Origin of the sequence: Ruegeria marisflavi, assembly GCF_025673445.1 — a bacterium.
Taxonomy (GTDB): Bacteria; Pseudomonadota; Alphaproteobacteria; order Rhodobacterales; family Rhodobacteraceae; genus Ruegeria_B; species Ruegeria_B marisflavi.
On record NZ_JAOVQN010000002.1, the window covers coordinates 33355 to 56303 of the forward strand.

At 61.9% G+C, this 22949-nt stretch carries 25 protein-coding genes; 10 read left to right on the forward strand and 15 right to left on the reverse strand.

Annotation, left to right across the window (positions count from 1 at the left end; all coding sequences use genetic code 11):
- Positions 1–141: 141 nt before the first annotated feature.
- The 3 genes from OEZ49_RS02020 to rplS form a co-directional block, all read right to left on the reverse strand.
- Positions 142–3357 (reverse strand): CARDB domain-containing protein, encoded by a 3216-nt coding sequence (locus tag OEZ49_RS02020; RefSeq protein ID WP_263386765.1) that lies wholly within the window; start codon positions 3355–3357, stop codon positions 142–144.
- A 249-nt stretch (positions 3358–3606) separates the two neighbouring features.
- The gene (rpmE, locus tag OEZ49_RS02025) at positions 3607–3828 is read right to left on the reverse strand and encodes a 50S ribosomal protein L31 (protein WP_263386766.1); all 222 of its coding nucleotides are present in this window, start codon (positions 3826–3828) and stop codon (positions 3607–3609) included.
- 11 nt (positions 3829–3839) lie between these two features.
- Positions 3840–4223 carry a 50S ribosomal protein L19 gene (gene rplS, locus OEZ49_RS02030; RefSeq protein WP_263386767.1) on the reverse strand — a complete coding sequence of 128 codons (384 nt, stop codon included), beginning with the start codon at positions 4221–4223 and terminating at the stop codon, positions 3840–3842.
- A gap of 395 nt (positions 4224–4618) precedes the next feature.
- Between rplS and OEZ49_RS02035 the strand changes: the two genes are divergently transcribed.
- The 4 genes from OEZ49_RS02035 to OEZ49_RS02050 all read left to right on the forward strand — a co-directional run bounded on the left by OEZ49_RS02035 (position 4619) and on the right by OEZ49_RS02050 (position 8978).
- Complete coding sequence (locus OEZ49_RS02035; protein ID WP_263386768.1) at positions 4619–5437, forward strand: glycoside hydrolase family 25 protein; 819 nt, start codon at positions 4619–4621, stop codon at positions 5435–5437.
- Between the two features lie 41 nt (positions 5438–5478).
- Positions 5479–6279 carry a tRNA (guanosine(37)-N1)-methyltransferase TrmD gene (gene trmD, locus OEZ49_RS02040; protein WP_263386769.1) on the forward strand — a complete coding sequence of 267 codons (801 nt, stop codon included), beginning with the start codon at positions 5479–5481 and terminating at the stop codon, positions 6277–6279.
- A 59-nt stretch (positions 6280–6338) separates the two neighbouring features.
- A complete protein-coding gene (locus tag OEZ49_RS02045) occupies positions 6339–7094 on the forward strand; it encodes a TylF/MycF family methyltransferase (protein WP_263386770.1) in 756 nt (251 codons plus the stop codon).
- 141 nt (positions 7095–7235) lie between these two features.
- Positions 7236–8978 carry an adenylate/guanylate cyclase domain-containing protein gene (locus OEZ49_RS02050; RefSeq protein WP_263386771.1) on the forward strand — a complete coding sequence of 581 codons (1743 nt, stop codon included), beginning with the start codon at positions 7236–7238 and terminating at the stop codon, positions 8976–8978.
- Positions 8979–9545: 567 nt separating this feature from the next.
- Here OEZ49_RS02050 and OEZ49_RS02055 read toward each other — a convergent pair.
- Entirely contained in the window at positions 9546–11087 is a 1542-nt protein-coding gene (locus OEZ49_RS02055) for a winged helix-turn-helix domain-containing tetratricopeptide repeat protein (RefSeq protein WP_263386772.1), read from the reverse strand.
- A gap of 270 nt (positions 11088–11357) precedes the next feature.
- Between OEZ49_RS02055 and OEZ49_RS02060 the strand changes: the two genes are divergently transcribed.
- The 4 genes from OEZ49_RS02060 to OEZ49_RS02075 all read left to right on the forward strand — a co-directional run bounded on the left by OEZ49_RS02060 (position 11358) and on the right by OEZ49_RS02075 (position 13929).
- A complete protein-coding gene (locus OEZ49_RS02060) occupies positions 11358–11831 on the forward strand; it encodes a cupin domain-containing protein (RefSeq protein WP_263386773.1) in 474 nt (157 codons plus the stop codon).
- A gap of 87 nt (positions 11832–11918) precedes the next feature.
- Positions 11919–12497, forward strand: a complete 579-nt coding sequence (locus tag OEZ49_RS02065) for an OsmC family protein (protein ID WP_263386774.1) — start codon at positions 11919–11921, stop codon at positions 12495–12497.
- A gap of 16 nt (positions 12498–12513) precedes the next feature.
- On the forward strand, positions 12514–12888 hold the full coding sequence (locus OEZ49_RS02070) for a group I truncated hemoglobin (protein ID WP_263386775.1): 375 nt from the start codon (positions 12514–12516) through the stop codon (positions 12886–12888).
- 9 nt (positions 12889–12897) lie between these two features.
- On the forward strand, positions 12898–13929 hold the full coding sequence (locus OEZ49_RS02075) for an adenylate/guanylate cyclase domain-containing protein (protein ID WP_263386776.1): 1032 nt from the start codon (positions 12898–12900) through the stop codon (positions 13927–13929).
- Between the two features lie 99 nt (positions 13930–14028).
- Here OEZ49_RS02075 and rimM read toward each other — a convergent pair whose 3' ends face one another.
- From rimM to ffh, 10 genes are all read right to left on the reverse strand, one after another.
- Positions 14029–14547: a ribosome maturation factor RimM gene (gene rimM / locus OEZ49_RS02080; protein ID WP_263386777.1), complete on the reverse strand. Its 519-nt coding sequence runs from the start codon at positions 14545–14547 to the stop codon at positions 14029–14031.
- Positions 14544–15179 (reverse strand): 5,6-dimethylbenzimidazole synthase, encoded by a 636-nt coding sequence (gene bluB, locus OEZ49_RS02085; RefSeq protein WP_263386778.1) that lies wholly within the window; start codon positions 15177–15179, stop codon positions 14544–14546. The genes rimM and bluB overlap by 4 nt, the downstream gene beginning before the upstream one ends.
- Positions 15180–15192: 13 nt before the next feature.
- On the reverse strand, positions 15193–15555 hold the full coding sequence (gene rpsP, locus OEZ49_RS02090; protein ID WP_263386779.1) for a 30S ribosomal protein S16: 363 nt from the start codon (positions 15553–15555) through the stop codon (positions 15193–15195).
- A gap of 64 nt (positions 15556–15619) precedes the next feature.
- Positions 15620–15916 carry a chorismate mutase gene (locus OEZ49_RS02095; RefSeq protein WP_164129299.1) on the reverse strand — a complete coding sequence of 99 codons (297 nt, stop codon included), beginning with the start codon at positions 15914–15916 and terminating at the stop codon, positions 15620–15622.
- A 4-nt stretch (positions 15917–15920) separates the two neighbouring features.
- Positions 15921–16523: a GNAT family N-acetyltransferase gene (locus OEZ49_RS02100; RefSeq protein WP_263386780.1), complete on the reverse strand. Its 603-nt coding sequence runs from the start codon at positions 16521–16523 to the stop codon at positions 15921–15923.
- The gene (locus OEZ49_RS02105; RefSeq protein WP_263386781.1) at positions 16520–17038 is read right to left on the reverse strand and encodes a GNAT family N-acetyltransferase; all 519 of its coding nucleotides are present in this window, start codon (positions 17036–17038) and stop codon (positions 16520–16522) included. Before OEZ49_RS02105 ends, OEZ49_RS02100 begins: the two co-directional genes overlap by 4 nt.
- Positions 17035–17544, reverse strand: coding sequence for a GNAT family N-acetyltransferase (locus tag OEZ49_RS02110; protein WP_263386782.1), 510 nt, complete (start codon positions 17542–17544; stop codon positions 17035–17037). Before OEZ49_RS02110 ends, OEZ49_RS02105 begins: the two co-directional genes overlap by 4 nt.
- Positions 17541–18083: a GNAT family N-acetyltransferase gene (locus OEZ49_RS02115; protein WP_263386783.1), complete on the reverse strand. Its 543-nt coding sequence runs from the start codon at positions 18081–18083 to the stop codon at positions 17541–17543. Before OEZ49_RS02115 ends, OEZ49_RS02110 begins: the two co-directional genes overlap by 4 nt.
- Positions 18080–18622 carry a GNAT family N-acetyltransferase gene (locus OEZ49_RS02120; RefSeq protein WP_263386784.1) on the reverse strand — a complete coding sequence of 181 codons (543 nt, stop codon included), beginning with the start codon at positions 18620–18622 and terminating at the stop codon, positions 18080–18082. Before OEZ49_RS02120 ends, OEZ49_RS02115 begins: the two co-directional genes overlap by 4 nt.
- Position 18623: 1 nt before the next feature.
- The gene (ffh, locus tag OEZ49_RS02125) at positions 18624–20129 is read right to left on the reverse strand and encodes a signal recognition particle protein (RefSeq protein ID WP_263386785.1); all 1506 of its coding nucleotides are present in this window, start codon (positions 20127–20129) and stop codon (positions 18624–18626) included.
- Between the two features lie 257 nt (positions 20130–20386).
- On the opposite strand from ffh, the gene OEZ49_RS02130 reads away from it, so the two are divergent.
- Entirely contained in the window at positions 20387–21277 is an 891-nt protein-coding gene (locus tag OEZ49_RS02130) for a sulfotransferase domain-containing protein (RefSeq protein WP_263386786.1), read from the forward strand.
- A 60-nt stretch (positions 21278–21337) separates the two neighbouring features.
- The gene (locus OEZ49_RS02135) at positions 21338–21868 is read left to right on the forward strand and encodes a prolyl-tRNA synthetase associated domain-containing protein (protein WP_263386787.1); all 531 of its coding nucleotides are present in this window, start codon (positions 21338–21340) and stop codon (positions 21866–21868) included.
- A gap of 65 nt (positions 21869–21933) precedes the next feature.
- On the opposite strand, the gene OEZ49_RS02140 is transcribed toward OEZ49_RS02135, so the two are convergent.
- Positions 21934–22884, reverse strand: a complete 951-nt coding sequence (locus OEZ49_RS02140) for an L-threonylcarbamoyladenylate synthase (protein ID WP_263386788.1) — start codon at positions 22882–22884, stop codon at positions 21934–21936.
- Between the last annotated feature and the right edge of the window lie 65 nt (positions 22885–22949).

Here is a 22949-nt window from a genome sequence, read left to right on the forward strand (position 1 = left end):
GATTGCGCGTGCAGTTCTTTGCTGCCCAGGCCTAACGCCTTTTGCGTGAAGGGAAAAAATAGACCCCGTTTCAACGGGAAATGGGCATGATAGCCGCGAAAGATAGAGTGGAGCCGGTTTTTTGCGGCTCCATTCTCCCTTTTAACTCAGCAGGTCCAGGACATCCGCCCCGATCTGAAGGTTGATCGAGGACTGCCCTTCGCCATCCACCAATGCCCACATGATTTGTCCGGTGGGTCGATAAATCACAAACGCCTCCTGCACCGTGTCGTCGCCGGCCCGTTCGCCCTCGGCGCTGGCGGTGTGGTTGAAGTTGACCTGGAAGTCGGCGCGGGTGGCGGCAGTGTTTCCGAAGAGCAGAACATCACCCTCGGCGGAGTTATAATCCTGCACCCAGTCCGAGCCGTGGCCCTCGACGCCCACGTGGAAGAACTTATCGGCGCCAGTGCCGCCGTTGATCCGGTCATGACCGAAACCGCCATTGACGAAGTCATTGCCCGCACCGCCGAACACAAGGTCACTGAACGCCGAGCCCGTGATGACATCGTCACCGTCCTGGCCCTGTATCTCGTCCACGCCGAAACCGCCGGCGATGGTGTCATTGCCGCCCTGGCCATAAACGAGGTCGTTGCCCGCGCCCGCGTCGACGCTATCGTGACCTTCGCCCGCATAAATGATGTCTCGCAGGTCATCATCGGATGTCCCACCGGTGATGCTGTCATCGCCGTTACCGCCGTTGATCGTGTCGGCCCCATCGCCGCCGTCCAGTGTGTCATTGCCATCGTCACCAAGCAGGCGGTCGTTTGATCCCAGCCCCGATATGTTGTCGTTCAATTCGGTCCCTGCGAGGAGGTCTGCTTCGGGGGTGCCTGTCAGCGTCCGGCCGACCCCGCTACGTTCATTCAGATCGGCATCTTCCAGGGCGATATCGGTGAACCGGAAACGCTCGACACCGGTTACCGTGTCGCGCCCCTCGGATGTGATGAGGACAAAGGACTCGTCTTCGCGATAAACAAGCATGTCGGTGCTGGAGGAGGCGAACACAGCCTCGTCCTCGCCCAACCCACCATTAAGGCGGTCATTGCCGGTGCCGCCATTCAGAGTGTCGTTGCCAAGGCCACCGGATAGCAGATCGTTGCCGCCAAGACCCATCAGTCCGTCATGGCCCGCCAAGCCGAGCATGAAGTCTCGATTGCCGTCACCGGTCAATGCTTTGCTCAGCCTGTCATCGATTTCTGTGACCGACGACTTGTCGAACAGAGAAACCGAATCCTTATGAAATTCGGGCAGATTGTCATAGTCGGTGCGGCCGATCTGGATGCGATGGGTGTCGCGGAATGCAGACAGCGGATCGTTGGCCAAAGCCCAGATGCTGGCCCAATAGAGCCCCGGATCATGCTCGGCGCCGAAACCCGTGGAAAATTCAGTGTTCTCGACATTGGGGAGGTCGATCTGGGTTAGCCCATCGTCGAAGTTCACGTTGGTCAGCAGCGTGAGAACCGTGGTGAGCGAAGGTTCAGGCGAGACCCAGCTTTCGCCGGCAAAGGTGACCCGGTCCTCACGATGTGAAAGCCCGATATAATAGCCGGGCGCATTTAGCTGCATAGGCGCCAGGGGATTGCCAGTGAATTCAGGAATGGCCGGATCGTATTGTAGATCGAACCCATTGAAGGCAAGCGAGTCGGTATAGACATTCGGGTCGATCCCGGCTGAGGCCAGGGAGATTACCGCCAGATCCACATCGGCCGACACCCGGTGGGCATCGACCGTGGCAAAGATATCGGCCATCGACCCTCCCAGAGAATGGCCGGATACGACCAGCCGATCAATTCCGTTGCCGGGGTCGTTCACATAGGCTAGTGCCGCCTCTATCAGAGCGTCGTGTGCCACATATTGATCAAACAGCCCATCGCCGCTCCAGGCCTGTCCGCTCAGCGCCAGAGGCCAATCTGAATCATCGGTGCCGCGAAAGGTCAGCGCAACTGTGCGGCTGCCATCGGCCATCGTGCCTTCGGCAAGCAGCCCTTGCGCCGCCCACAAGAGACTATTGCGGCCCTCGAACAACCCGCCGCTTTGGAACCGGGCGTCGTTGTCAGAGACATAGTTCTGACCCAGGTTTCCTTCGGTCAGAACGGTCCAGCCGCGCTGTGACAGGTAGCCCCTGTAATTGTCGTCCCGCCCGTTGTCGCTGTTGTCGCCGTTGTAGTCATCGGGCAGCAAGTCATCGCCATAGACGACGCGCGCCATGAAGGCGCCCAGTTCGATTTCCGCGAGGGAATTGGTGACCGTTCGCGCGGGTTCGTCCGCGCGCGAGACGCCAAAGAGTTCGGTACGGCCCAGGCTATCGCTGCGGTTGATGCGAACCTCGATTTCCTGTTGGCCGGTTGTCAACACAGTGTAGGAGATGGTTTCAGGGTCTGTTTGCCCCGGCAGCAGGCCGCCCGAATATGTGTCTTCTCCGATTTTGCTGCCATTGACATAGTAGCTGATCGAGAAGGGCGACTGATAGCTGTCGCTCTGATTGGTCACCTCGGTCCCGATCACTACACTCTGACCGGCGATCGCATAGCCAAAGGCGGAAATATCGCTGACAAACAGATCGGGAAGGTCGGGGCCGACGCGATATGACTCGGTTCGTGAGTTGTTGCTGGTCCGGCTATCGCCGGTCACGTCGACGATCCGCACTTCGATGGAACTCACGCCTTCTTCGGTCAGCGTGTATTTGATGGTCTCGGTATCGGTCCACCCGCCCGGCAGGCCCAGAGACAGGGTATCGTCGCCGATGAGTGATCCGTTCACGTAATATTCGATGCCAAATGACCCAATACCAATATTGCCGATATTGGCCAACTCGGCCTCGATCTCGATTTCCTCGCCGACATTCAGATTTCCGGAGACCCGGATGTCGCGGACAGTCGGATCGGCAAAGTTGTAGTCGATATCGACATTGAGGTATTTCATCTGCAACGTCACACCGGTGTCGTTGCGAACTTGCAGTCTCCAGTTGCCTTGTACCAGCTGCCCGTCCATGAACGCCGAAATGTTGGAGACGGAATCGGTTCCCCAGAAAGAGATATCGTAATCGTCGGACCGGTCGCTGTCGTTCCCGTCATCGGTGTCTTTTCCGATGCCATCGAAATTGTCATAGACGCGAACGCGTCTCCCTTCTGGTGAGATCAGCCAGATGTCGACATCGCCGAGATCAACCGCCGCGCCGTTGTTGTAGTCGATGAAGAAGTTGAGTGAGACGTTCTCGACCTCGGAATAAGGCAGGTCGCCAGCAACGTTAAAAGAGAAGAACCGGTCTCCGCTGTAGATGTTGCGTGTAAAGGAACTGTCGTATGTGGCTGTCGGCATAATCCCCCCCAAAAAAAGAACGCACAGAGCCGGTTGCGAGAATTAGGTACCGGCAAAAAGATCAAAATCCGCCAATGCCGGCGAAGTGAGGCGAAAAGAAGCGCCCTTCGGCAAAGAATTGATGACTACTCTGTGCATGTTTGCGGACATGTCAACAAATTCCAGCTTTTTTGCACAGCTTCGAGTGGGGTGGATCCAAAGAAAAACGCCGCCCAGAAGGGCGGCGTTCTTGTTTCAAAGGCGGGCTAATCAGAACCCCAGGCCCTCGTATTTCTTCTTGAACTTCGACACGCGACCGCCGGTATCCATCAGGCGGGACGAGCCGCCGGTCCAGGCCGGGTGCGAGGAGGGGTCGATTTCCAGCGACATGGTATCGCCTTCCTTGCCCCAGGTGGATTTCATCTGAAGGACGGTGCCGTCGGTCAGCTTGACGTCGATCAGGTGGTAGTCGGGATGGATGTCTTTTTTCATCTTTCCGGTCCTTACGCTTCTGCGTCAGCCTTGGGCTTGTAGTTTGCGACTTCGGCGATACGAGCCGATTTGCCACGGCGCGAACGCAGGTAGTACAGCTTGGCGCGGCGCACGCGGCCACGGCGCACGACGGTGATGCTGTCGATGTTGGTCGAATAGAGCGGGAACACACGTTCCACACCTTCGCCGAACGAAATCTTGCGGACGGTGAACGAGCCGGCGATGCCGGTGCCGTTCTTGCGGCTGATGCAGACGCCTTCGTAGTTCTGCACGCGCGAACGGGTGCCTTCGGTCACCTTGTAGCCGACGCGGATGGTGTCACCGGCCTTGAAGTCGGGGATGTTTTTCCCCAGGGCGGCAATCTGTTCCGCCTCGAGCTGTGCGATAAGATCCATCGCAGTTTCTCCTATGTGCTCGTGGTTCTTTCCACGAAGATGTATGCGTCCCAAGAGCTCGTGGTCTTCTACCGGGTCCGCCGTGGCGCCCGCCCGAGATCAGGTCGTCTGAGTTTTACAGCCTAGGCCGGTTGCGCCCGGGTGTCCGGCGAAGAAGCCGGCAGGGCATATGCGAACAGACCAAGGGTCCGGCGCCGCAGAAGCGATTCCAGACTGGCATCGTTTAGGCAGTTTCGGCCGCGGGATCAAGCGAAAGCATCGGTTTTTTGTGCGGTCTCCGGTAGCACGGCGGCATTTTCCGCCGATGCGCGCGGCGCAGGTTGTCATTGTCGTTGCGCGCCTCACATAATTGGCACAGAACTCCGCTTCGTTCGTTTTGCCGATTGTGAGAATTCATGCCCCGCCTTTTCCGTTTCCTTATTGTGTTCTTCCTTGCCGGACTGGTTCTGTCCTGTGGCCGCCGCGCGCCCGAACCCGAGCCTGTATCAGGTCCCGACCCGTTTGCTCAGGAGCTGGCGCAGATGACCGTCTATCCGAAGTTCGGCGATGCCGACCCGCATGAATGGGAAGGGCGGGGACCCACCTCTTACCCGGTGCATGGCATCGACGTGTCGCGCTGGCAGGGCGATATCGACTGGCCCACTGCCCGCGCGGCGGGGGTGAACTTTGCCTTTATCAAGGCGACCGAGGGCGGCGATGTGGTCGACCCCAAATTTGCCGAGCACAGGCGCGGGGCGCAGGCGGCGGGGGTTCCCTGGGGGGCCTATCACTATTTCTATTTCTGCCGGCCGGCGGAACAGCAGGCGCGTTGGTTCATCCGGCATGTACCGCGTGGCGCGGACCTGCCGCATGTGCTGGACATGGAGTGGACCCACCGGTCGCGGACCTGTACGCTGCGGCCCGACGGGGCCAAGGTGCGGGCCGAGGCGCGCAAGTTCCTCGACATTCTTGAGAGGCATTACGGGCGGCGGCCGATCATCTATACGACGGTCGATTTCTATCGCGATACCGGGATCGGGCAGTTGCGGGGAACGGAATTCTGGCTGCGCTCGGTCGCCGGGCACCCCAGGCAGGTCTATCCCGGCGCCTACTGGACCTTCTGGCAGTATACCGGCACCGGGCTGGTGCCCGGGATCAAGGGCAAGGTGGACATCAACGTGTTCCGCAGCGCGCCCGATATCTGGCTGCGCTGGAAGGCCGGGCAGATCGGCTGAGGCGCTTCCCTCGGCCTACGCCTTGCCCTATGACAGCGGCCATGAGCAACGCACCCACCCGTTCCCATGGCCGCAAGGCCATCCGCCCCACGCTGCAACCGCGCGAGTTGATGACGCCGACGCCGGAATTGCATGGCGTCTGGCAGGCGCGGATCATCACGCTGTTCCCGCAGGCCTTTCCCGGCGTGCTGGGCGAGAGCCTGACCGGCAAGGCGTTGCAGGACGGGTTGTGGCAGTTGCACACCACCGACCTGCGCCGGTTCGGAGTGGGCAAGCATCGCAATGTCGATGACACCCCGGCGGGCGGCGGCGCGGGCATGGTGTTGAGACCCGATGTGCTGGGCGCGGCCATCGAAGCGACGATGCAGGGCACAGGCGGCAACTGGCCGCTGATCTATCTGTCGCCGCGCGGACGGCCCATGGACCAGGCGCTGATGCAGTCGCTGGCGCGCTGCGACGGGGTGACCTTGCTGTGCGGTCGGTTCGAAGGCGTCGACGAGCGGGTGCTGGAGCATTACGGCATCCAGGAGGTTTCGCTGGGCGATTTCGTGATGACCGGCGGTGAGATCGCGGCGCAGGCGCTGATCGACGCCACCGTGCGGCTGCTGCCGGGCGTTCTGGGCAACCAGGCCTCGACCGAGGAGGAGAGCTTCTCCTCCGGCCTGCTGGAGCATCCGCAATATACCCGCCCCGCCGAGTGGAAGGGTCGCGAGATCCCCGAGGTGCTGATGTCGGGGCATCATGGCAAGGTCGCCGAGTGGCGCCGCCAGATGAGCGAAGAGATTACCAAGGCGCGGCGCCCGGACCTGTGGCAGAAGCATGTCGCGACCCGCGACGATTGACATTGCCCGCGGCCTTGGGCGCTATGAGGCAGGGATTTCAGGCAAAGGACGTTGGGCGGGTGTTTTACGGCAAGCTACAGGGCGAGAACGCGGAACGGTTCAGGGCCGCGTTGAAGACGCTGCAAGAGGTATTCGGCCCGATCTACGCGTCCGACAATCTGATCGGTCTGCAACGGGCGGGCGGGTTCCGCGAAGACAAGAAATTTGTCGAGACCCTGCGCCGGAATGCCGAGACCCAACAGGAGCTGTCTATCGCCTGGCGTCTGCACACGCTGCTGTGGGCGGCGCAGAACGTGCTGCACCTGCAGGGCGATTTTGTCGAATGCGGGGTGTGGAAAGGGTTCAGCTTTGCCTTCCTGACCGACTATCTGGAATTTTCCAAGATCGACAAGACGCTGTATCTGTATGACACCTATCAGGGCATTCCCGAGGCGATGAATTCGGAAAAACGCTCGAACCGGGTGTACGAGCAGGACATCGCCAATGACCCGGACGCGATCCTGAAAGTGGTGCAGCGGCGCTTTGCCAATGTGCCCAACACGCGGATCGTGCAGGGGATGGTGCCCGACAGTTTTGCACAAGCCTGTCCTGAGCAGATCTCGCTCTTGCATATCGACATGAACTCGGCCGCCTCTGAGATTGCGGCTCTGGAGGTGCTTTTTGACAAAGTGGTGCCGGGGGGCATGATCGTGTTCGACGATTACGGCTGGACCGGTTACGCCGCGCAACGCCACGCGGAAAACGCATTCATGGCGGCGCGGGGGCACACGGTGTTGGAGATCCCCACTGGACAAGGGTTGGTGATCAAGCACTGAAGTTTGTGGGTACAGCCTGCGCAGATTTTTGAAGGGGAACGGTTGGTAAGAGGTCAAAGGCGTCTTCCACCACTCCCGCCTCCCAGTTTCACATAGTCAAAATCCGTAGTGGCAGGTATGAAACGGAGAGGAGGGTAAGGCTTGGAGCGGAAACTAGCGGCAATTCTGGCAGCCGACATGGTGGGCTATACCAGTCGGATGGAGCGGGACGAAGCCGTGACGTTGACAGCACTGACAGCTTTCCTGAGTGGCACTGCCGCATCGCTTGTGCAGCACCATCACGGGCGCATCGTCAAGCAGATGGGTGACGGCCTGCTGGCTGTGTTCGACAGCGCTGCCGAGGCGGTCGCCTGTGCGGTCGAGTGGCAGCGGGTCCCGGTAGAAGGCCCTGATCCGATCCGGTTTCGCATCGCTGTCAACCTTGGCGACATTATCGCCCAGGACGGAGATGTGTTTGGCTCCGGTGTCAACCTTGCGGCCCGGCTGGAGCAGCTTGCGCCTCCTGGCGGCGTGTTGGTTTCGGACACTGTGTACCGGGTCCTTGGTGCCGGACTGGGGATCGACTGGGAGGATACCGGCGTCCACACGCTCAAGAATGTTGTGGAACCGGTGCGGGCGTGGCGTGTGCGCGGGTTGAACCCGGCCCCCCCGGAAACGACCCGTCTGGCCCCGCCACGCAAGGCGGTGATCGCCGTGTTGCCCTTTCTCAACATGAGCAGCGATGCCGAACAGACTTTTTTCAGCGACGGGATCGCCGAAGATATCATCACCGGATTGTCGCGGTTCCGGACGCTGCAAGTCGTCTCGCGGAATGCCTCGTTCCGGTTTCGCGCGCAGGATGGAGATCCGGCTGAGATCGCTGCGGCGCTGGGTGCCGATTACCTGGTCGAGGGCAGCGTGCGGAAAGCTGGAAACCGGGTACGGATTTCGGTGCAGCTTGCCGATGCGCAATCCGGTGCACAGCTATGGTCGGAACGTTATGACCGCGAACTGGAAGATGTGCTGGCAGTTCAGGATGAGGTCACGCGCAGTATCGTGGCGGTCTTGCCCGGACGGGTTCAGCACGATGTCGCGGGCCGCTCCGCGCAGACGCCCGCGAACGAAATGAAGGCCTACGACCTGATGCTCAGGGCCAAGGCGCTGCGCGACGGGTTGAACGCCCGCGACACGGCAAGCGCGCGGGGGTTGCTGGAGCGCGCGGTCGCGCTCGACCCGACTGTGGCCCGCACCTATATGTATCTTTCGGATACCTATGTCGTTGATCTGTGGCTTGGGTTGGCCAGCCCTGATGCACCCGCTTTGGCGCTCGAGATTGCCCGCAAGGGCGCGGCGCTGGACAACCGGGATGTGTATATCCAGGACCAGCTTGGCTATGCCTATCTCTGCGCGGGTCTCTGGGACGAGGCCGAGGCGCAGTTCGAAAAAACCCTGTCGATGATCGAGACCGAGGCGGAATCGATGGCTTGGTGCGGTTATGCGTTTCTGCTGCTGGGGCAACATGAAAAGGCCCGCAAGGTGGTGGCCGAGGCGATGCGGCTGGACCCGCTGCATCCGCCCGCCATTGATTGGGTTATGGGGCAGGTGGAATTTTTCAACGGAAATATGGAGGCCACGCTGGGCTTGCTGATCGGCGAGGCGCGGCTGAACTCGCTGGCCTCGGCCTTTGTCGCGGCGTCTTATGCGCGGCTGGGGCGGGGCAGGGAAGCCGCCGCCGCGCTGCGGGACTTTATCGCCGAACGGCATGATGAATTCGAGAGCCGGGGTGTCGCAGCAACGGACACGTCAGTTCCAGCGCTGGCCCGCGGGTTCCGCGCGATGTGGCGGCGCGCGGAGGATTTTGAGCGTCTCGCCGACGGTTTGCGCGCGGCAGGTTTGGCCGTGTGACATAAGGTCTGGAGCAGCCCCTTGGACGGGCCGGCGATCAGGCGGCCCTGGTTCAGGTCGACGGAGGGGACGGCGGTCAGAGTGAAGGGGCGCAGGACCGGGGATTTCAGGCCTGGCCCCTACGGCTGGACCGGGCAATCGGCGCAGCGCCACGCGGGAAATGCGCTTGTGGCCGCGCGGGGCATATTAAGTCAGAGATCCGCGTCGGATAGGGGCTGGTGGTCAAGCGCTGAAGTGAGGGGTGTCGGGGTTGGTCAGTTGCTCATTGCGGTTTGGATGGCCGCTTTGCGGGAAGAAGCCGACATTTTCCTTTGGCGTCAAAAATCCTATGGCCAGCAGTTTTTCCGCCTCACTCGCGAAAAAGCCGGCGAAAATTCTGTTGCAGGATCGGCGCGGTCGTCCTCGATGACCAGTTTGTGGTCTGCGACTATGTAAGCCAAAGGCTGCATCTGGTTCGTTCAGACGCGTTTTCTTAGGATTGCAGCGACCAAGTCGCGGATCCGCTCGGCTGTGGCTTTGCATTGGAATTGGGCCGTTACGATGATCGGCATCAAACCCCTGCACAGGTCATTTCTCTGGATAGCCGAGGTCCTTCAACGCTCGGTAGATGTCTTCCCTCACAATGGGGTCGCGTACCGGAATCGCAGAGAAGAACTGGGCTATCGACGCATCAGCGCGCTGAGCGACGGTCCGATTGTACCAGTAACGCGCCTGTGCATCCTTTCCGGCCACTTTGTTGATTGCCGCCGCAATCGTCGTCACGATGTAATGTGCGCCCGGCTCACGTGCACCCGTATCAGTGCTGAGGCAGGCTTGCTCATAGTCGCCGAGGTGCAAGTGCGCCAGGGCTTTGGCCTGATGCATCGCGTACAAAAACGGATCCAGTGGACTGAGGGCAATGGCCTCCTCCGCCGAGGTGACCGCGAGTGCCCCGTGACCGGCGATCATGTCCGCGTGGGATTTTGCGTAAAGCCCGTGCGCAAAACTCGGGCTCATCCCGATTGATCGCTCCAGATAGGTCTGGCCGAATTCGTGGTCGCCCTGCAGCCAGAATGAACGCCCGTAGTTGAAGTTGCCGAACGGATCCACCGGGTCGATTTCGAGGCACTTTTCGGCAAATTGCCTCGCGTTCTCGATCTCTGCCTTTCGGTTCTCGGAGTAGGTCATGAACGCGCTCTGAAAGGACGTGAAGGACCGAGCTGCGAAAGCGCGTGCAAAGCCAGGATCGAGTTCCGTGGCCTTTTTGAAGTGGTCTGCGGCGATGGCGTTATCTTTTCCCGTAAAGCGGTACATATGGTGAAGGCCGAGATGATAGAGACTCCAGGCGTCGAGGCTTTCGGGGGGGCGTAGTCGCGCGCGCTCGCTCTCGTGTATGTTGATGTGCAATTCCAGACCGGAACAGATTAATCTGACGATGTCCGTACGGATCTGGTGCACCTCATCAATGCCGCCCGACATGGTTTCGCACCAGATCACGCTGCCGTCGCGCGTGTCCGAAAGTTCGACCGTAATCGAGACGCGGTGCCCAATGATCTCGACATCGCCGACCAGACAATAGGCAGCGCCGAGCCTTGACCGGACAACGGAAACATCCAGCAATGGGTCGCGAAAGCGAAAAGTCGAGCCGCGCGCCAAGACCCTAAGCCATCGGAGACGAGATAGCGACGAAATCAGTTCGGCCGGAATGGCGTCAGCCATTGCCGTCCAGCCCAGTGTTTGGCCGACACTGCGGAATGGCAGTACGGCAATCGACGGGCGAGACGCCTCCACTGTTAGTTCCTGTGCAGGCGGAGGCGGAGGCTCTTCGGTTCTGGCGCTCGCCCGAACGCTCTTTTGCAACATGCCGACAAAGCGAAAGCCACGCCCGTGGATCGTGCGGATCAGCCCTTGCGATTTGCCATCATCACCCACTGACCGCCGCACTGTCTTGACGAGTGTCGAAATTGCAGCATCGGTCACGATCCTGCCATTCCAGATGACATCTACCAGTTCGTCCTTGGTCACGAGCCGATCGGCATTGGCCACAAGGTGAGACAATAGCGCGAAGGCACGCGGCTCGACCGGGACATCCTCACCCGCATGGGAGAGTTGTCCGAGTGCAATGTCCAACGTGAAGTCTCCGAACTTGTAGATCATTTCTTGAGATTACGACTTCCTCATGACTTCGCCACGAAATTCTCAGGCTTGCCTCAAGCAATGAATGCGCCGCGCCGTAAGGTTGACCTCGAAAGATGTCAAGAAACGGAGGCCGAGATGAACCTGCAGATAGAACCTGGGCGCGCTGCGACCGCGTCGGCGTGCAATCCCGGCTCAGGCAGCTTTCCCGTTCCGCACGGACAAACGCAACTTAGCCGAACACAACCTGAAAGGACCAATCCCATGACCTTCAAGAAGAAAGTTATAGTCTCCCTTCTGGCCACCGTGGCCTTGGCCAGCTCCGCTCATGCGGAGAGTATGCCCATTCCCGCGCCCTACCGTGCAGAGACAGCCGAATGGGGGCCGGTGCCTCCAGTTCTGCCCGCCGGCGCTGAAATCGCTGTGCTATCCGGCAACCCCTTCGCCGAAGGTTGGTTCGTTCTGCGTCTGAGATTTCCCGCCGGCTACGACGTTCCCGCGCATATTCACTCTGGTGATGAGCTGATCACTGTGATTTCGGGCGAGTTCAACATCGGTCATGGCGAGAAGCTGGACCGGGATGCGGGCACACTCCTGACCGCAGGGGGGTTCGTCGAATTGCCGGCGGGCCATCCGCACTTCGCCTGGACCAGTGCCGAGACGATTGTTCAGATCCACGGACCTGGACCCTTTGACATTACATATATCGATCCGGCCGATAATCCCGTCGGACAGTGACCGCGAAACGCTGCGGGGCGGCGCTACACCCCGCATCGACCAGACCCGAAACCGTTCGTCCGGACGTCACACTGTCAGGAAATCCGAATGACCTATCAAAACAATTTCAAGACCAACAATGGCGTCGATATCGAAGCCCTGGAGCGCACATGGGCCGATTTTGAACGCATACCCGAGGCCGCCGTTTTCACGCTCCGTAGCGATTGCGCATGGATCGAGGGAACTTACAGCACCAACAGTCTCAACGGCTTTTTCGGGTTGGGACGCGAAAACAAACGCAAACAAACCTTCTACGTCGAATCCGATCATCCCGAGGTATTCCACGGCGCCGACCGCGCACCAACGGCGCCGGAAATCGTTCTGGCCGCTCTTGCATCCTGTTTGACCGCTAGCGTTGCCGCGACAGCCCAGAAGAGTGGAATCCCGTTGAATGCAGTCCGCGCCAAGGTCGAAGGTGACATTGACGCACGTGGATTTCTCGGCGTGAGCGGTGGCATCCGCAGTGGGTTCTCGGACATCCGCGTTTGGTTTGAGATCGATGCTGACGGCTGCACCGAAGACATCAAAGCCCTCGTCAAACAATCGCAAGATCGCTCGGCCGTCTTCGACATCCTGACCAAGCCGACGCACGTCAACGTCCTTGTGACGAACTCACTCCCTGAATAGGCGAAAGGAAAACGCCATGAATGCGGCTCTCCGAACCCAGCTTCCTATCTTCGACCGCTACGGCGGCATCCGAGTATTGCGCCACGTGATCATGGATTTCTACGACAGGGTGCTCGAAAGCGAAGTGATCGGCCATTTCTTCGAAGATATCGACATGGTCAAGCTGATCGACCACCAGACCAAATTCTTCGCGATGGTCATGGGCGGACCTGCTCATTTCCCGGACAATCGCCTCGCCCATGCACACAGACACCTGCGACTCGATCACGCTCAGTTCGACGAGATTGTCACCCTGCTGGGCGAAACCTTGGCCGAGGCACGATTTGAGCAAGAAGACCGCGAAGCCGTCATCGCCGCCATCGAAGCGCGCCGTAGTCTTATCGTTGCATGAGGTTCAGTGATGAGTTTCGATCCGATTAGTGCAGACCTGTTCAACGCGCTGGCCGCCGGGATCTGCCTTGCCGACCCGAAGTCCGCGGAAATCCGGTACCGCAACGATCTTTTCGCGCACTGGTTTCCGGGTGCCAGCCTTCAAGCGCCTTTGACGCAGGTGGTCCCCGGCCTTGACCTGGATGCATTGATGCGCCTCGCTGCCGGAGACACGGTGGAACTGACCACCAAGGTCAAACGTCGCAGTTTGGTGATCGAAACACAGGCGCAGCCTGTCCGCCATGGCGACCGAGACGTGCTGCTTCTGGAATGCCGAAACGTCTCGGGCCAGCGAGAAAGCGAAGCGATGATCGACAGCTATGCCGAAATGGCTGAACGTCGTGCCCGCGATCTGGAACGCGAAAAGGCAAGGGTCGAGAAGCTGCTTCTGAACATCATGCCGCGAACGGTCTATCAGGAGTACATGACCTTTGGCTCCGTGGCGCCGCGCCTGTTCGATCCGGTCACTGTCCTGATGCTGGATTTCGTTGGCTTTACGCATATGTCGGTGGCTGAGGACCCCAATGTCACTGTTGCCGAGTTGAACGACATCTTCACAGCGTTCGATCGGATCGGGGAATTGCATGGCTGCGAGCGCATCAAGACTGTCGGTGATTGTTATATCGCGGTCACAGGCTTGCCTCATCCGACACCAGATCATGCTGCCAGCGCCGTGAAATGCGCGGCCAAAATGATGCGTTATCTCGACCGGCGCAATCAAAGCCACGAACACCAATGGCATGCACGGATTGGTATCGCATCAGGGCCGGTCGTCGGATCTGTCGTGGGCATTCAGAAGTACATTTACGATGTGTTCGGTCCGGCAGTGAATCTTGCGGCGCGTCTTCAAGTGCTATCCGAACCAATGGAGATCACAATGTGTCAAACCGTTGCCCTGGACTTGCCAGACGGGCTTGTTTCGAACCGAAAGCGTGTCGAGACCATCAAGGGGTTTGGCACAATGGAAATCGAGAGCCTCGTGAGCCGGGAAGCTACGATTTGATTGAAATGATTAACACAGAGAATTTTTTGTTTACGAGTTCAGTTCTGAATTGAACTTATGGGCTCAGATATCGCCAAATAGGAGCAACCCCAACCGCGTTCAGAACAGCCCCTCGGGCGGGTCGGCGATCAGGCGGCCCTGGTTCAGGTCCACGGTGGGGACGGCGGCCAGGGTGAAGGGCATCAGGACCGGGGTTTTCAGGCCCGGACCGCTGATTTCCAGTAGGTCCGAGGCGCCGTGGTTCTGGACCGAGATCACCTTGCCCAGAAGCGTGCCGCCAGTGTCGTAGACCTCGAGCCCGATCAGGTCGGCGTGATAGAATTCGTCATCGGGCAGCGACGGCAGCTGGTCGCGATGGGCGTAGAGGCGCAGACCCTTGAGCGCGTCGGCCTCTTCCTTGGTCTCGACCCCGCCCAGCCGGGCAGCAAAGCCGTTCTTGATGGCGCGGGTCAGCACCAGGGGATAGCGGGTCCGGCCGGTTTCGTCGCTGAGCGGTGAATAAAGCTCGATATCCTCGGGCACGGCGCAATAGCTTTTCAGGCGCACTTCGCCACGGACCCCAAAGGAACCGGCCACCACACCGACGCAGATCAGGTTGCTTTTGTTTGTCTCGGTCATCGTGTTTCTATCGCCAATTGCGGGCGGCGTGTTTCCCAGCCCGCGCGTTCCAGTTCCGGAGTGTCCGAGGTTTCCTCGGGCCAGCCAAGACAAAAGTAACCGATCAGCCGCCAGGTGGCAGGCACGTCCAGGTCACGGGTCAGCCGGTTGGGATCGAGGATGGAGACCCAACCCAGCCCCAGCCCCTCGGCCCGCAGCGCCAGCCAGAAGAGGGTGACCGCGGTTACCACTGAATAGCGGCGCATCTCGGGCATGGTGGCGGCGCCAAGGCCATGGCCCTGTTCGGTGGCTTCGTCGCAGAACACCGCCAAGTGGACCGGCGCGTCCTGCATGCCGGAGAGTTTCAGCCTGCCATATTGCTGCGCCCGGTCGCCCGAATATCCGGCGAGTGCGTCTGCATTGGCGGCGAGGAAATTGTCGAGCGCGGCCGCGCGGGCCGGCGCCGAGATGACGCGGATAAGGCGCCAGGGTTCGCTGAGCCCCACCGAGGGGGCCAGGCGAAAGGCGTCGAGGCAGCGCGCCAGCACTGCCTCGTCCACCGGATCGGTGCGGAACCGGCGCACGTCGCGCCGGAGCCGCATCAGCAGATCGAACTGCGTGCGAAAGTCGTCCGAGAAGGTATGATCCCGCACGCCTGCGCCCTGCTTATTCTTCGCCGGCGTCAGCGGCCGCTGCGGCCTTGTCGGCCTTTTCCTTGGCGCGTTCCTGGGCCTTCTTGCCGGGGACGGCTTTGTTGGGGTTCGAACGCTCGGACTTGGCGACGACGCCTGCGGCTTCGAGCATGCGGGCGACGCGGTCGGTCGCCTGGGCGCCCTGACCCAGCCAGTACTGGATGCGTTCGACGTCCATCTTCACGCGCTCTTCGCTGTCTTTCGGCAGCAGCGGGTTGTAGGTGCCCAGCTTCTCGATGAAGCGGCCGTCGCGCGGCATGCGGCTGTCTGCGGCCACGATGCGGTAGAAGGGACGCTTTTTCGAGCCGCCACGGGCCAGACGGATTTTCATTGCCATTGGGTTTCTCCTTTGATTGGCATCACGCCGGGGGCGTGTTTCGTGTTGACCGGGGTCTAACCGGTTATTCCTGGTGTTTCTTGTGGTGTCGGATGACTTCCTGAATGATGAAATTCAGGAAAGCCTTGGCGAAGTCGGGGTCCAGATCGGCCTCTTTCGCCAGGTCTTCGAGCCGCGCGATCTGGTGCGCCTCGCGCACCGGATCGGACGGGGGAAGGTCGTGTTCGGCCTTGAGCTTGCCCACGGCCTGGGTGTGTTTGAACCGCTCGCCCAGGGTGTAGACAAGGATCGCGTCCAGCCGGTCGATGCTGGCGCGGTGGCCTTTCAGCAGTTCGGCGGCGCGGGCCACGGGATCAGGCATGTGGTCAGTCAATGGCCCATCCTTTCGGTTTGAACAGCGGGTCGGCGTAATGCGCGATTTCCATGTCGATCCCATGTGCCAGCTGGGTGCCCTCCAGCTTGGCGGGCGAGGGGTGGCGATAGACCGCGTCGTTGCCATCGATGGTCGGCGCCTCGGGGTCTTTCTTGGCCCCCAGCCGCTCGGCCAGGCGGATCGAGTCGAGGTTCTTGGGGTCGATATAGCTGACGGCGGTTTCCCAGCCGAGATGACGGTAGAAGTGTTTGCGGGCGGCATGGGTGGCCTCGAGCGCATAGCCCTTTCCGGCCGCATCGGGCCAGATCACCCAGGCGATCTCGGCCTCGGGCCAGCCCGCCGGTTTCCAGCCGCCAGCCATGCCAAGGGTCTTGTCGGTGGCCTTGTCGTGGATCATCCACATGCCATAGCCGCGGATCTGCCAATGGCCGATCTCGGCGGCATAGAGCATCCATGCCTCATAGGGGTTCAGTGGCCCGCCCATGAACCGGGCGCGGTAGCTGGTGAAGGTGGCCTTGAAGTTCGGATAATCCTCGGGCTCGGGGCCGCGCAGGATCAGGCGCCGGGTTTCGATGACGGGGATAGTGTGGGTCATGCGGCCGCCCCCTGTTGCGGATGGCGCCAAACCTGGCAGGGGTGGCCTGCGACCTCTCCGTCGCGCTCGTACTGCGCGCCCAGCCGCTCGGCCAGCCGGAGAGAACGGGTGTTGGCCGGGTCGATATAGGAGATCACCCCGTCTAGGCCGAAGTGCTGCGCCCCATGCGCCCGCGCCGCATGGGCGGCCTGATAGGCGTGTCCCTTGCCTTCGAACCCGTCGAAGATGTGCCAGCCCAGTTCCGGCTCGTCCCAGCCATCGTTGAAGATGAAGCCGATACGCCCGGCGGTGGCGCCGGTGGCGCGCTCTTCGACCATCCACATGCCATAGCCGCGCAATGCCCAATGGCCATAGGTGGCCAGGAACCCGCCCCAGCTGCGGAAGCGGGGGAAGGGGCCACCGACAAAGCGCGAGCGTTCCGAGGCGCCAAAGGCGGCGAATGCCTCGAAATCGCTTTCGCGGGGGCCGCGCAGGATCAGGTTTTCGGTTTCGATCACGGGAATGGAGAGGGTCATGCCAACCCTCGTAGATCGTGCGCGATCACCACGTCGTCCGGGTCTTCGCCGATGCCGTCGGGGTCGATCACCCCGCCCAGCCGCAGGCCCAGCGCGATAGAGCGCGCATTGGCCGGGTCGATGATATTGGTCAGCCGGTCCCAGCCGAAATTGCGCCGCGCCCAGATCATCACCGCACGCGCCGCCTCGGCGGCGTATCCTTTGCCCTCGGCTTCGGGGATCACGAACCAGCCCAGTTCCGGGCCGGGATAGCCGTCGGGTTCGTAGATGCCCACCTCGCCCACATAGGCGCCGGTGTCGCGCCGCTCGACCCCAAAGGGACCATAGCCGCGCAGGGTCCAGATGCCGACGTCCGAGGCCCAGACACGCCAGGCGGCAGCGCGGCCCATCATGCCGCGTTCATGCACCGCGCGGGGCGAGGCAAAGAAGGCGGCCCAATGCTCGAAATCCTCAAGCTTGGGCGCACGCAGGATCAGGCGGTCGGTATGCAGGGTGGGGATGCTCATGCCGCCCCCTCTGCCAGGTCGTCGGGGCCGGGGTGGCGATAGACATGTTCGGTGCTATGAGTGACGTTGTCATAGCTGCGCTCGAAACGCGCGCCCATACGCTCGGCCAGCGCGACCGAGCGGGCATTGCCCGGGATGATGTTGGAGCTGAGGGTTTCGAAGCCCAGCACCGCATAGGCATAGCGGCGCGCCTCTTCGGCGGCCTCGCGGGCATAACCCTTGCCCTCGGTACCGGCATACATGACCCAGCCCAGTTCCGGCTCGGGCCAGCCCTCGGGGCTCCAGATGCCGACAAAGCCCACGGGTTCGCCCGCGCGGGTATCGACCATCCAGAAACCATAACCATGCAGCGCCCAATGGCCGATCAGGCTGGCAAACCAGCGCCAGGCTTCGTTGCGCGACAGCGGGCCGCCAAAGCCCCAGCTGCGATCTGCATCGGCAAAGAAGGCCGCGACGTTTTCGAAATCGCGTGCTTCGGGTGCGCGCAGGATCAGGCGACGGGTCTTCAGGACGGGGATGTCGAGGGTGAGCACGGTCATGCATAGGCCTCCATGCCGCCGTCCGAGACTTCGGAGGGGGCCGGGTGGCGCCAGATTTCCAGTTGGCCAAAGCGTTCGTGCCGGAACATGCCGTCCGGGGTCGCGCCCAGGCGCTGGGCGACGCGGGCCGAGGCATCGTTGCCGATGGCCACCAGGCTGATCGCGGTTTGCCAACCCAGAACGTCATAGGCATAGTCGCGGGCGGCGCTGGCGGCCTCGGTTGCATATCCCTTGCCCTCGAACCCGTTCATCAGGTCCCAGCCGATTTCCGGTTCGGGCCAGCCTTCGGGGTTCCACAGGCCCACGATGCCCGCCAGCTTGCCGGTTGCCGTTTCCTCGACCGCCCAGCGGCCATATCCGCGCAGGGGCCAATGCCCCAGTTCCACCGCCAGAAACCGCCATGCCTGTTCGCTTGTGGCCGGTCCGCCGACAAAGCGCGACCGGTCCGAGGCGTAGAACGCGGCAAACGCCGGGTAATCCCGGAGTTCGGGCGCGCGGAGCGTCAGGCGCGGGGTCGATATGGTGGGGATCGGGGTCACGTCACTTCTTCTTGCCGAACCCGCTGAGGCCCGGCGGCAGGCCCATGCCGCCCAGACCCGGCATGCCGCCCTTGCCGCCCATCGCCTTGGCGGCAGCTTCGAGCGCCTTGGGGTCCATGCCCTTGGCCATCTCGGCCATGTCGGCAGGCGTGCCGCCCTTGCCGAACATGCCTTTCATGGCCTGTTTCAGCATGCCGCCCTTACCCATTTTGCCCATCTTCTTCATCATGTCCGCCATTTGGCGGTGCATCTTCAGAAGCTTGTTGAGTTCGCTGACCTCCATCCCCGCACCGGCGGCGATCCGTTTCTTGCGGCTGGCCTGGAGCAAGGCGGGGTTGGCGCGTTCCTTCTTGGTCATCGACTGGATCAGCGCGATCTGCTGTTTCAGGATCTTGTCGTCGAGGCCTGCGGCATCCATCTGCTTGGCCATCTTGCCCATACCCGGCAGCATGCCCATCATGCCCTGCATGCCGCCCATCTGGATCATCTGCTCCAGCTGCATCTTGAGGTCGTTCATGTTGAACTGACCCTTGGCCATACGCTTCATCATGCGCTCGGCCTGTTCCATCTCGATGGTTTCCTGGGCCTTTTCGACAAGCGCCACGATGTCGCCCATGCCCAGGATGCGGCCGGCGATACGCTCGGGCTCGAAGGTTTCGAGCGCGTCCATCTTCTCGCCCAGACCGACAAAGCGGATCGGCTTGCCGGTCACCGCGCGCATGGACAGAGCGGCACCGCCGCGCCCGTCGCCGTCCATCCGGGTCAGCACCACGCCCGAGATGCCGAATTTGGCGTCGAACTCCTCGGCCACCTCGACGGCGACCTGACCGGTCAGGCCATCGACCACCAGCAGGGTTTCGCGTGGGGTGACGACGTTGCGGACATCCTCGACCTCCTGCATCAGCACCTGGTCGATATGCAGGCGCCCGGCGGTGTCGAGCATGTAGACGTCATAGCCGCCCATCATCGCCTGTTGCTTGGCGCGCTTGGCGATATCCACGGGTTTCTGGCCCGACACGATCGGCAGGGTATCGACCCCGATCTGCGCGCCAAGGACGGCCAGCTGGTCCATCGCCGCCGGGCGATAGACGTCGAGCGAGGCCATCAGCACCTTCTTGCCTTCGCGCTCTTTCAGGCGCTTGGCGAGCTTGGCGGTGGTTGTGGTCTTGCCGCCACCCTGAAGACCGACCATCAGGATCGGCGCGGGTGGATTGTCGATCTTGAGCTTGCCCGGGTCTTCCTCGCCGCGCAGCACGTCGACCAGCGCGTCATGCACGATCTTGACGACCTGCTGGCCGGGCGTGATCGACTTGGTCACGGCCTGGCCGGTGGCCTTGTCCTGCACCGCCTTGACGAAGTCACGCGCCACCGGCAGCGAGACGTCGGCCTCGAGCAGCGCGACGCGCACCTCGCGCAGGGCGGTCTTGACGTCTTCCTCGCTCAGCGCGCCCTGCTTGGTCAGGCGGTCGAAGACGCCAGAGAGGCGTTCGGACAGATTTTCAAACATGACTCTCCGGCTCCTTTGCCTGTTGCGGTCGCGCCCCCAAGGTAGGAAGCGATGGTTCAATACACAATCGCCTCCACGGGCGTAACACGCTGGTGGAGGGCGATCCCTGAACATATCAAGGGACCGGAAGGTCTGACGCTTCCGGGTGTTTGGGGGCAGGTAACCGCGTATGGCGGGCGAGTCAAGTCCGGCGCTGTTTTTATGGCCGGTTTTGGGGTAATCTATCGCGCAGGATCGACGTGCAGAGGGGGTGCGCGATGAACCGGATGATGCCAGAGAGGGTGGCCGACTATGTCGGGCCGGTCACCAACACCGACGTGTGGGCCGATTTCACTATTCGGGCCGATGACATATTCGTCTGCACTCCGCCCAAATGCGGCACCACCTGGACCCAGACCCTGGTGCGCATGCTGCTGACCGGGCAGGCCGATCCTGCGGTCTATAACAACAGCGTGTCGCCCTGGCTCGATTGCGGGTTTCGCGACAGGGCGGCCCAGGTCGCGCTACTGGAGGCGCAGGAGCACCGGCGCTGCATCAAGACCCATACGCCGCTGGACGGGATCACCTACGATCCGCACGCCGTCTATCTGGTCGTTCACCGGCACCCGGTCGATGTGCATTTCTCCTTTCGCGACCATGTGTTGAACATGAAGGACGATTGGCTGTCCTACATGGTCGAGGGAACGGTCAGCGAGGCGTTTGCGCGGTTCGTCGATTTCCCCGCAACCCCGACCGGCACCGACGACCTGACGCTGGCCTCGGTCGTTCATCATTTCCAGTCGTTCTGGGCGTTTCGTGACCTGCCCAATATTCACTTCTTGCACTACGCGGAGCTGAGCCGTGACCTGCCCGGGCAGATCCGGCGGCTGGCGCGGATCCTGGGGATCGATGTCACGCCTGAGGCGGTTGCCGATCTCGCGGCGGCGGGCAGTTTTTCCACGATGAAGGCCAATGCCAAGAAGCAATCCGAAGAACCGGGTTTCCAGAGCGTGTTTCGCGACCCGGCCCAGTTCTTTTCCACCGGAACCGGCAACAAGTGGGAGGGACGGTTGAACGCCGCAGACATGCAGCGCTATGGCGACCGGGCGAATGTACTTTTGGCGCCGGAGGAACGGATGTGGCTGGAGACCGGCAGGCGGAACGGTTGAACTTGCCGCTGGTCCTGATAGGGAGGGCCGGAAGTTCGACCGCAGAAAGGACCCGCCCGCATGGATGCCTCGTCGATCTATCAGGACACGCTGCCGGTCTCGTCGGATGCGCTGTTGGCGCGACTTGCCGACTGGGGCCTGCCTTATCGCTACTACGAACATTCGCCCCTGCGCACTGTCGACGATTCCAAGGCGATCGAAGATCAGTTGATGGTGCCCGGAGAAAATGCGCTCAGGATCAAGAACCTCTATCTGCGTGACAAGAAAAAGCGCAACTACCTGGTGACGCTGGAGCAGGATCGCGAGATCGACCTCAAGGCGCTGGGCGGTGCGCTGGGGGTGGGCAACCTTTCCTTTGGTTCGGCCGACCGGCTGTTGGAGAACCTCGGTATCCGGCCCGGCGCGGTCAGTCCGATGGCGATGATCACCGGCGTCCCGCAGGGCGTGCGCTTCTTCATGGACAGGGCGGCGCAGCTGGCCGAGGTGATCTATATGCACCCGTTGGTCAACGACCGTACCATCGCCATGGCGCGCGGCGACCTGCTTGCCTTCCTCGACCGCATCGGCTGCGAGATTGTCTGGCTCGACTGAGACCTGCTGCTTCTTTCTGGTCGAAAATACTCCGGGGGTCTGGGGGCTGGCCCCCAGCCTGCGCCTCAGCTGTCGCGGGGCGCCGCTGCGCGGCGCAACCGATCGTTGATGGCTGCCCCCAGCCCATGATCAGGGACCGGCGCCACGGCGATGGGGCGGCCGGTCGCGTCCAGCCGGTGCAGCGCGGAAAAGAGGTTGGCGGCCGCTTCGGTCAGGTCGCCTGAGGCCGACAGGTTCTCGTCGCAGTCCATCGGGCCGAACCCTAGCAGCACCTCGTTGTCTTGTGCGGCCAATGCCCCCAGCCGCACCGCGCCGCGCGGGGCGTAATGCGACAGCAACTGGCCCGGGGCGCTGATCGCGTCGCCCGTCGCATGGCGGGCCAGAGGTTGCCCCAGAATGGCTTCTATCTCCTCAGCTGCCAGCCCGCCGGGGCGAAGAAGGGCAGGGTTGCCATTCAGGCCGATGATGGTCGATTCCAGGCCAACCCCGCAGGAGCCGCCGTCGAGGACTGCGGCGATCCTGCCGTCAAGGCCGGCGTGCACATGCGCGGCCGTGGTGGGGCTGATCCGGCCCGAGGGGTTGGCCGAAGGCGCCGCCACAGGGCCGCCGAACGCCGCCAGCAGCGCTTGTGCCAGGGGATGTGCGGGAACGCGGACCGCCAACGTGTCGAGCCCGGCGGTCACCAGTTCCGAGATGCCGTGACCCTCGCGCAGGGGCAGGACCAGCGTCAGCGGTCCCGGCCAGAAGGCCGACGCCAGCTTGTCCGCCGCCTCGGTCCAGATCACGTACCGGCGGGCGGTCTCCACGTCCGCGACATGGGCGATGAGCGGGTTGAAGCTGGGGCGGCCCTTGGCGGCATAGATCGCCGCCACCGCCCGTCCGTTGCGCGCATCGCCGCCCAGTCCATAAACAGTTTCGGTCGGAAAGGCGACCAGTTCGCCCGCGCGCAACAGCTCGGCCGCGCGAGCGATCCCCGCGCGATCGGCGGTCAGACGTGAGGTTTCGATGTGGTGCATGGCTGGTGACGCGGCGTTTTGGTTGCTTGCCAGACGGCTCTGGATAGGTAATCGGACAAGCCTTG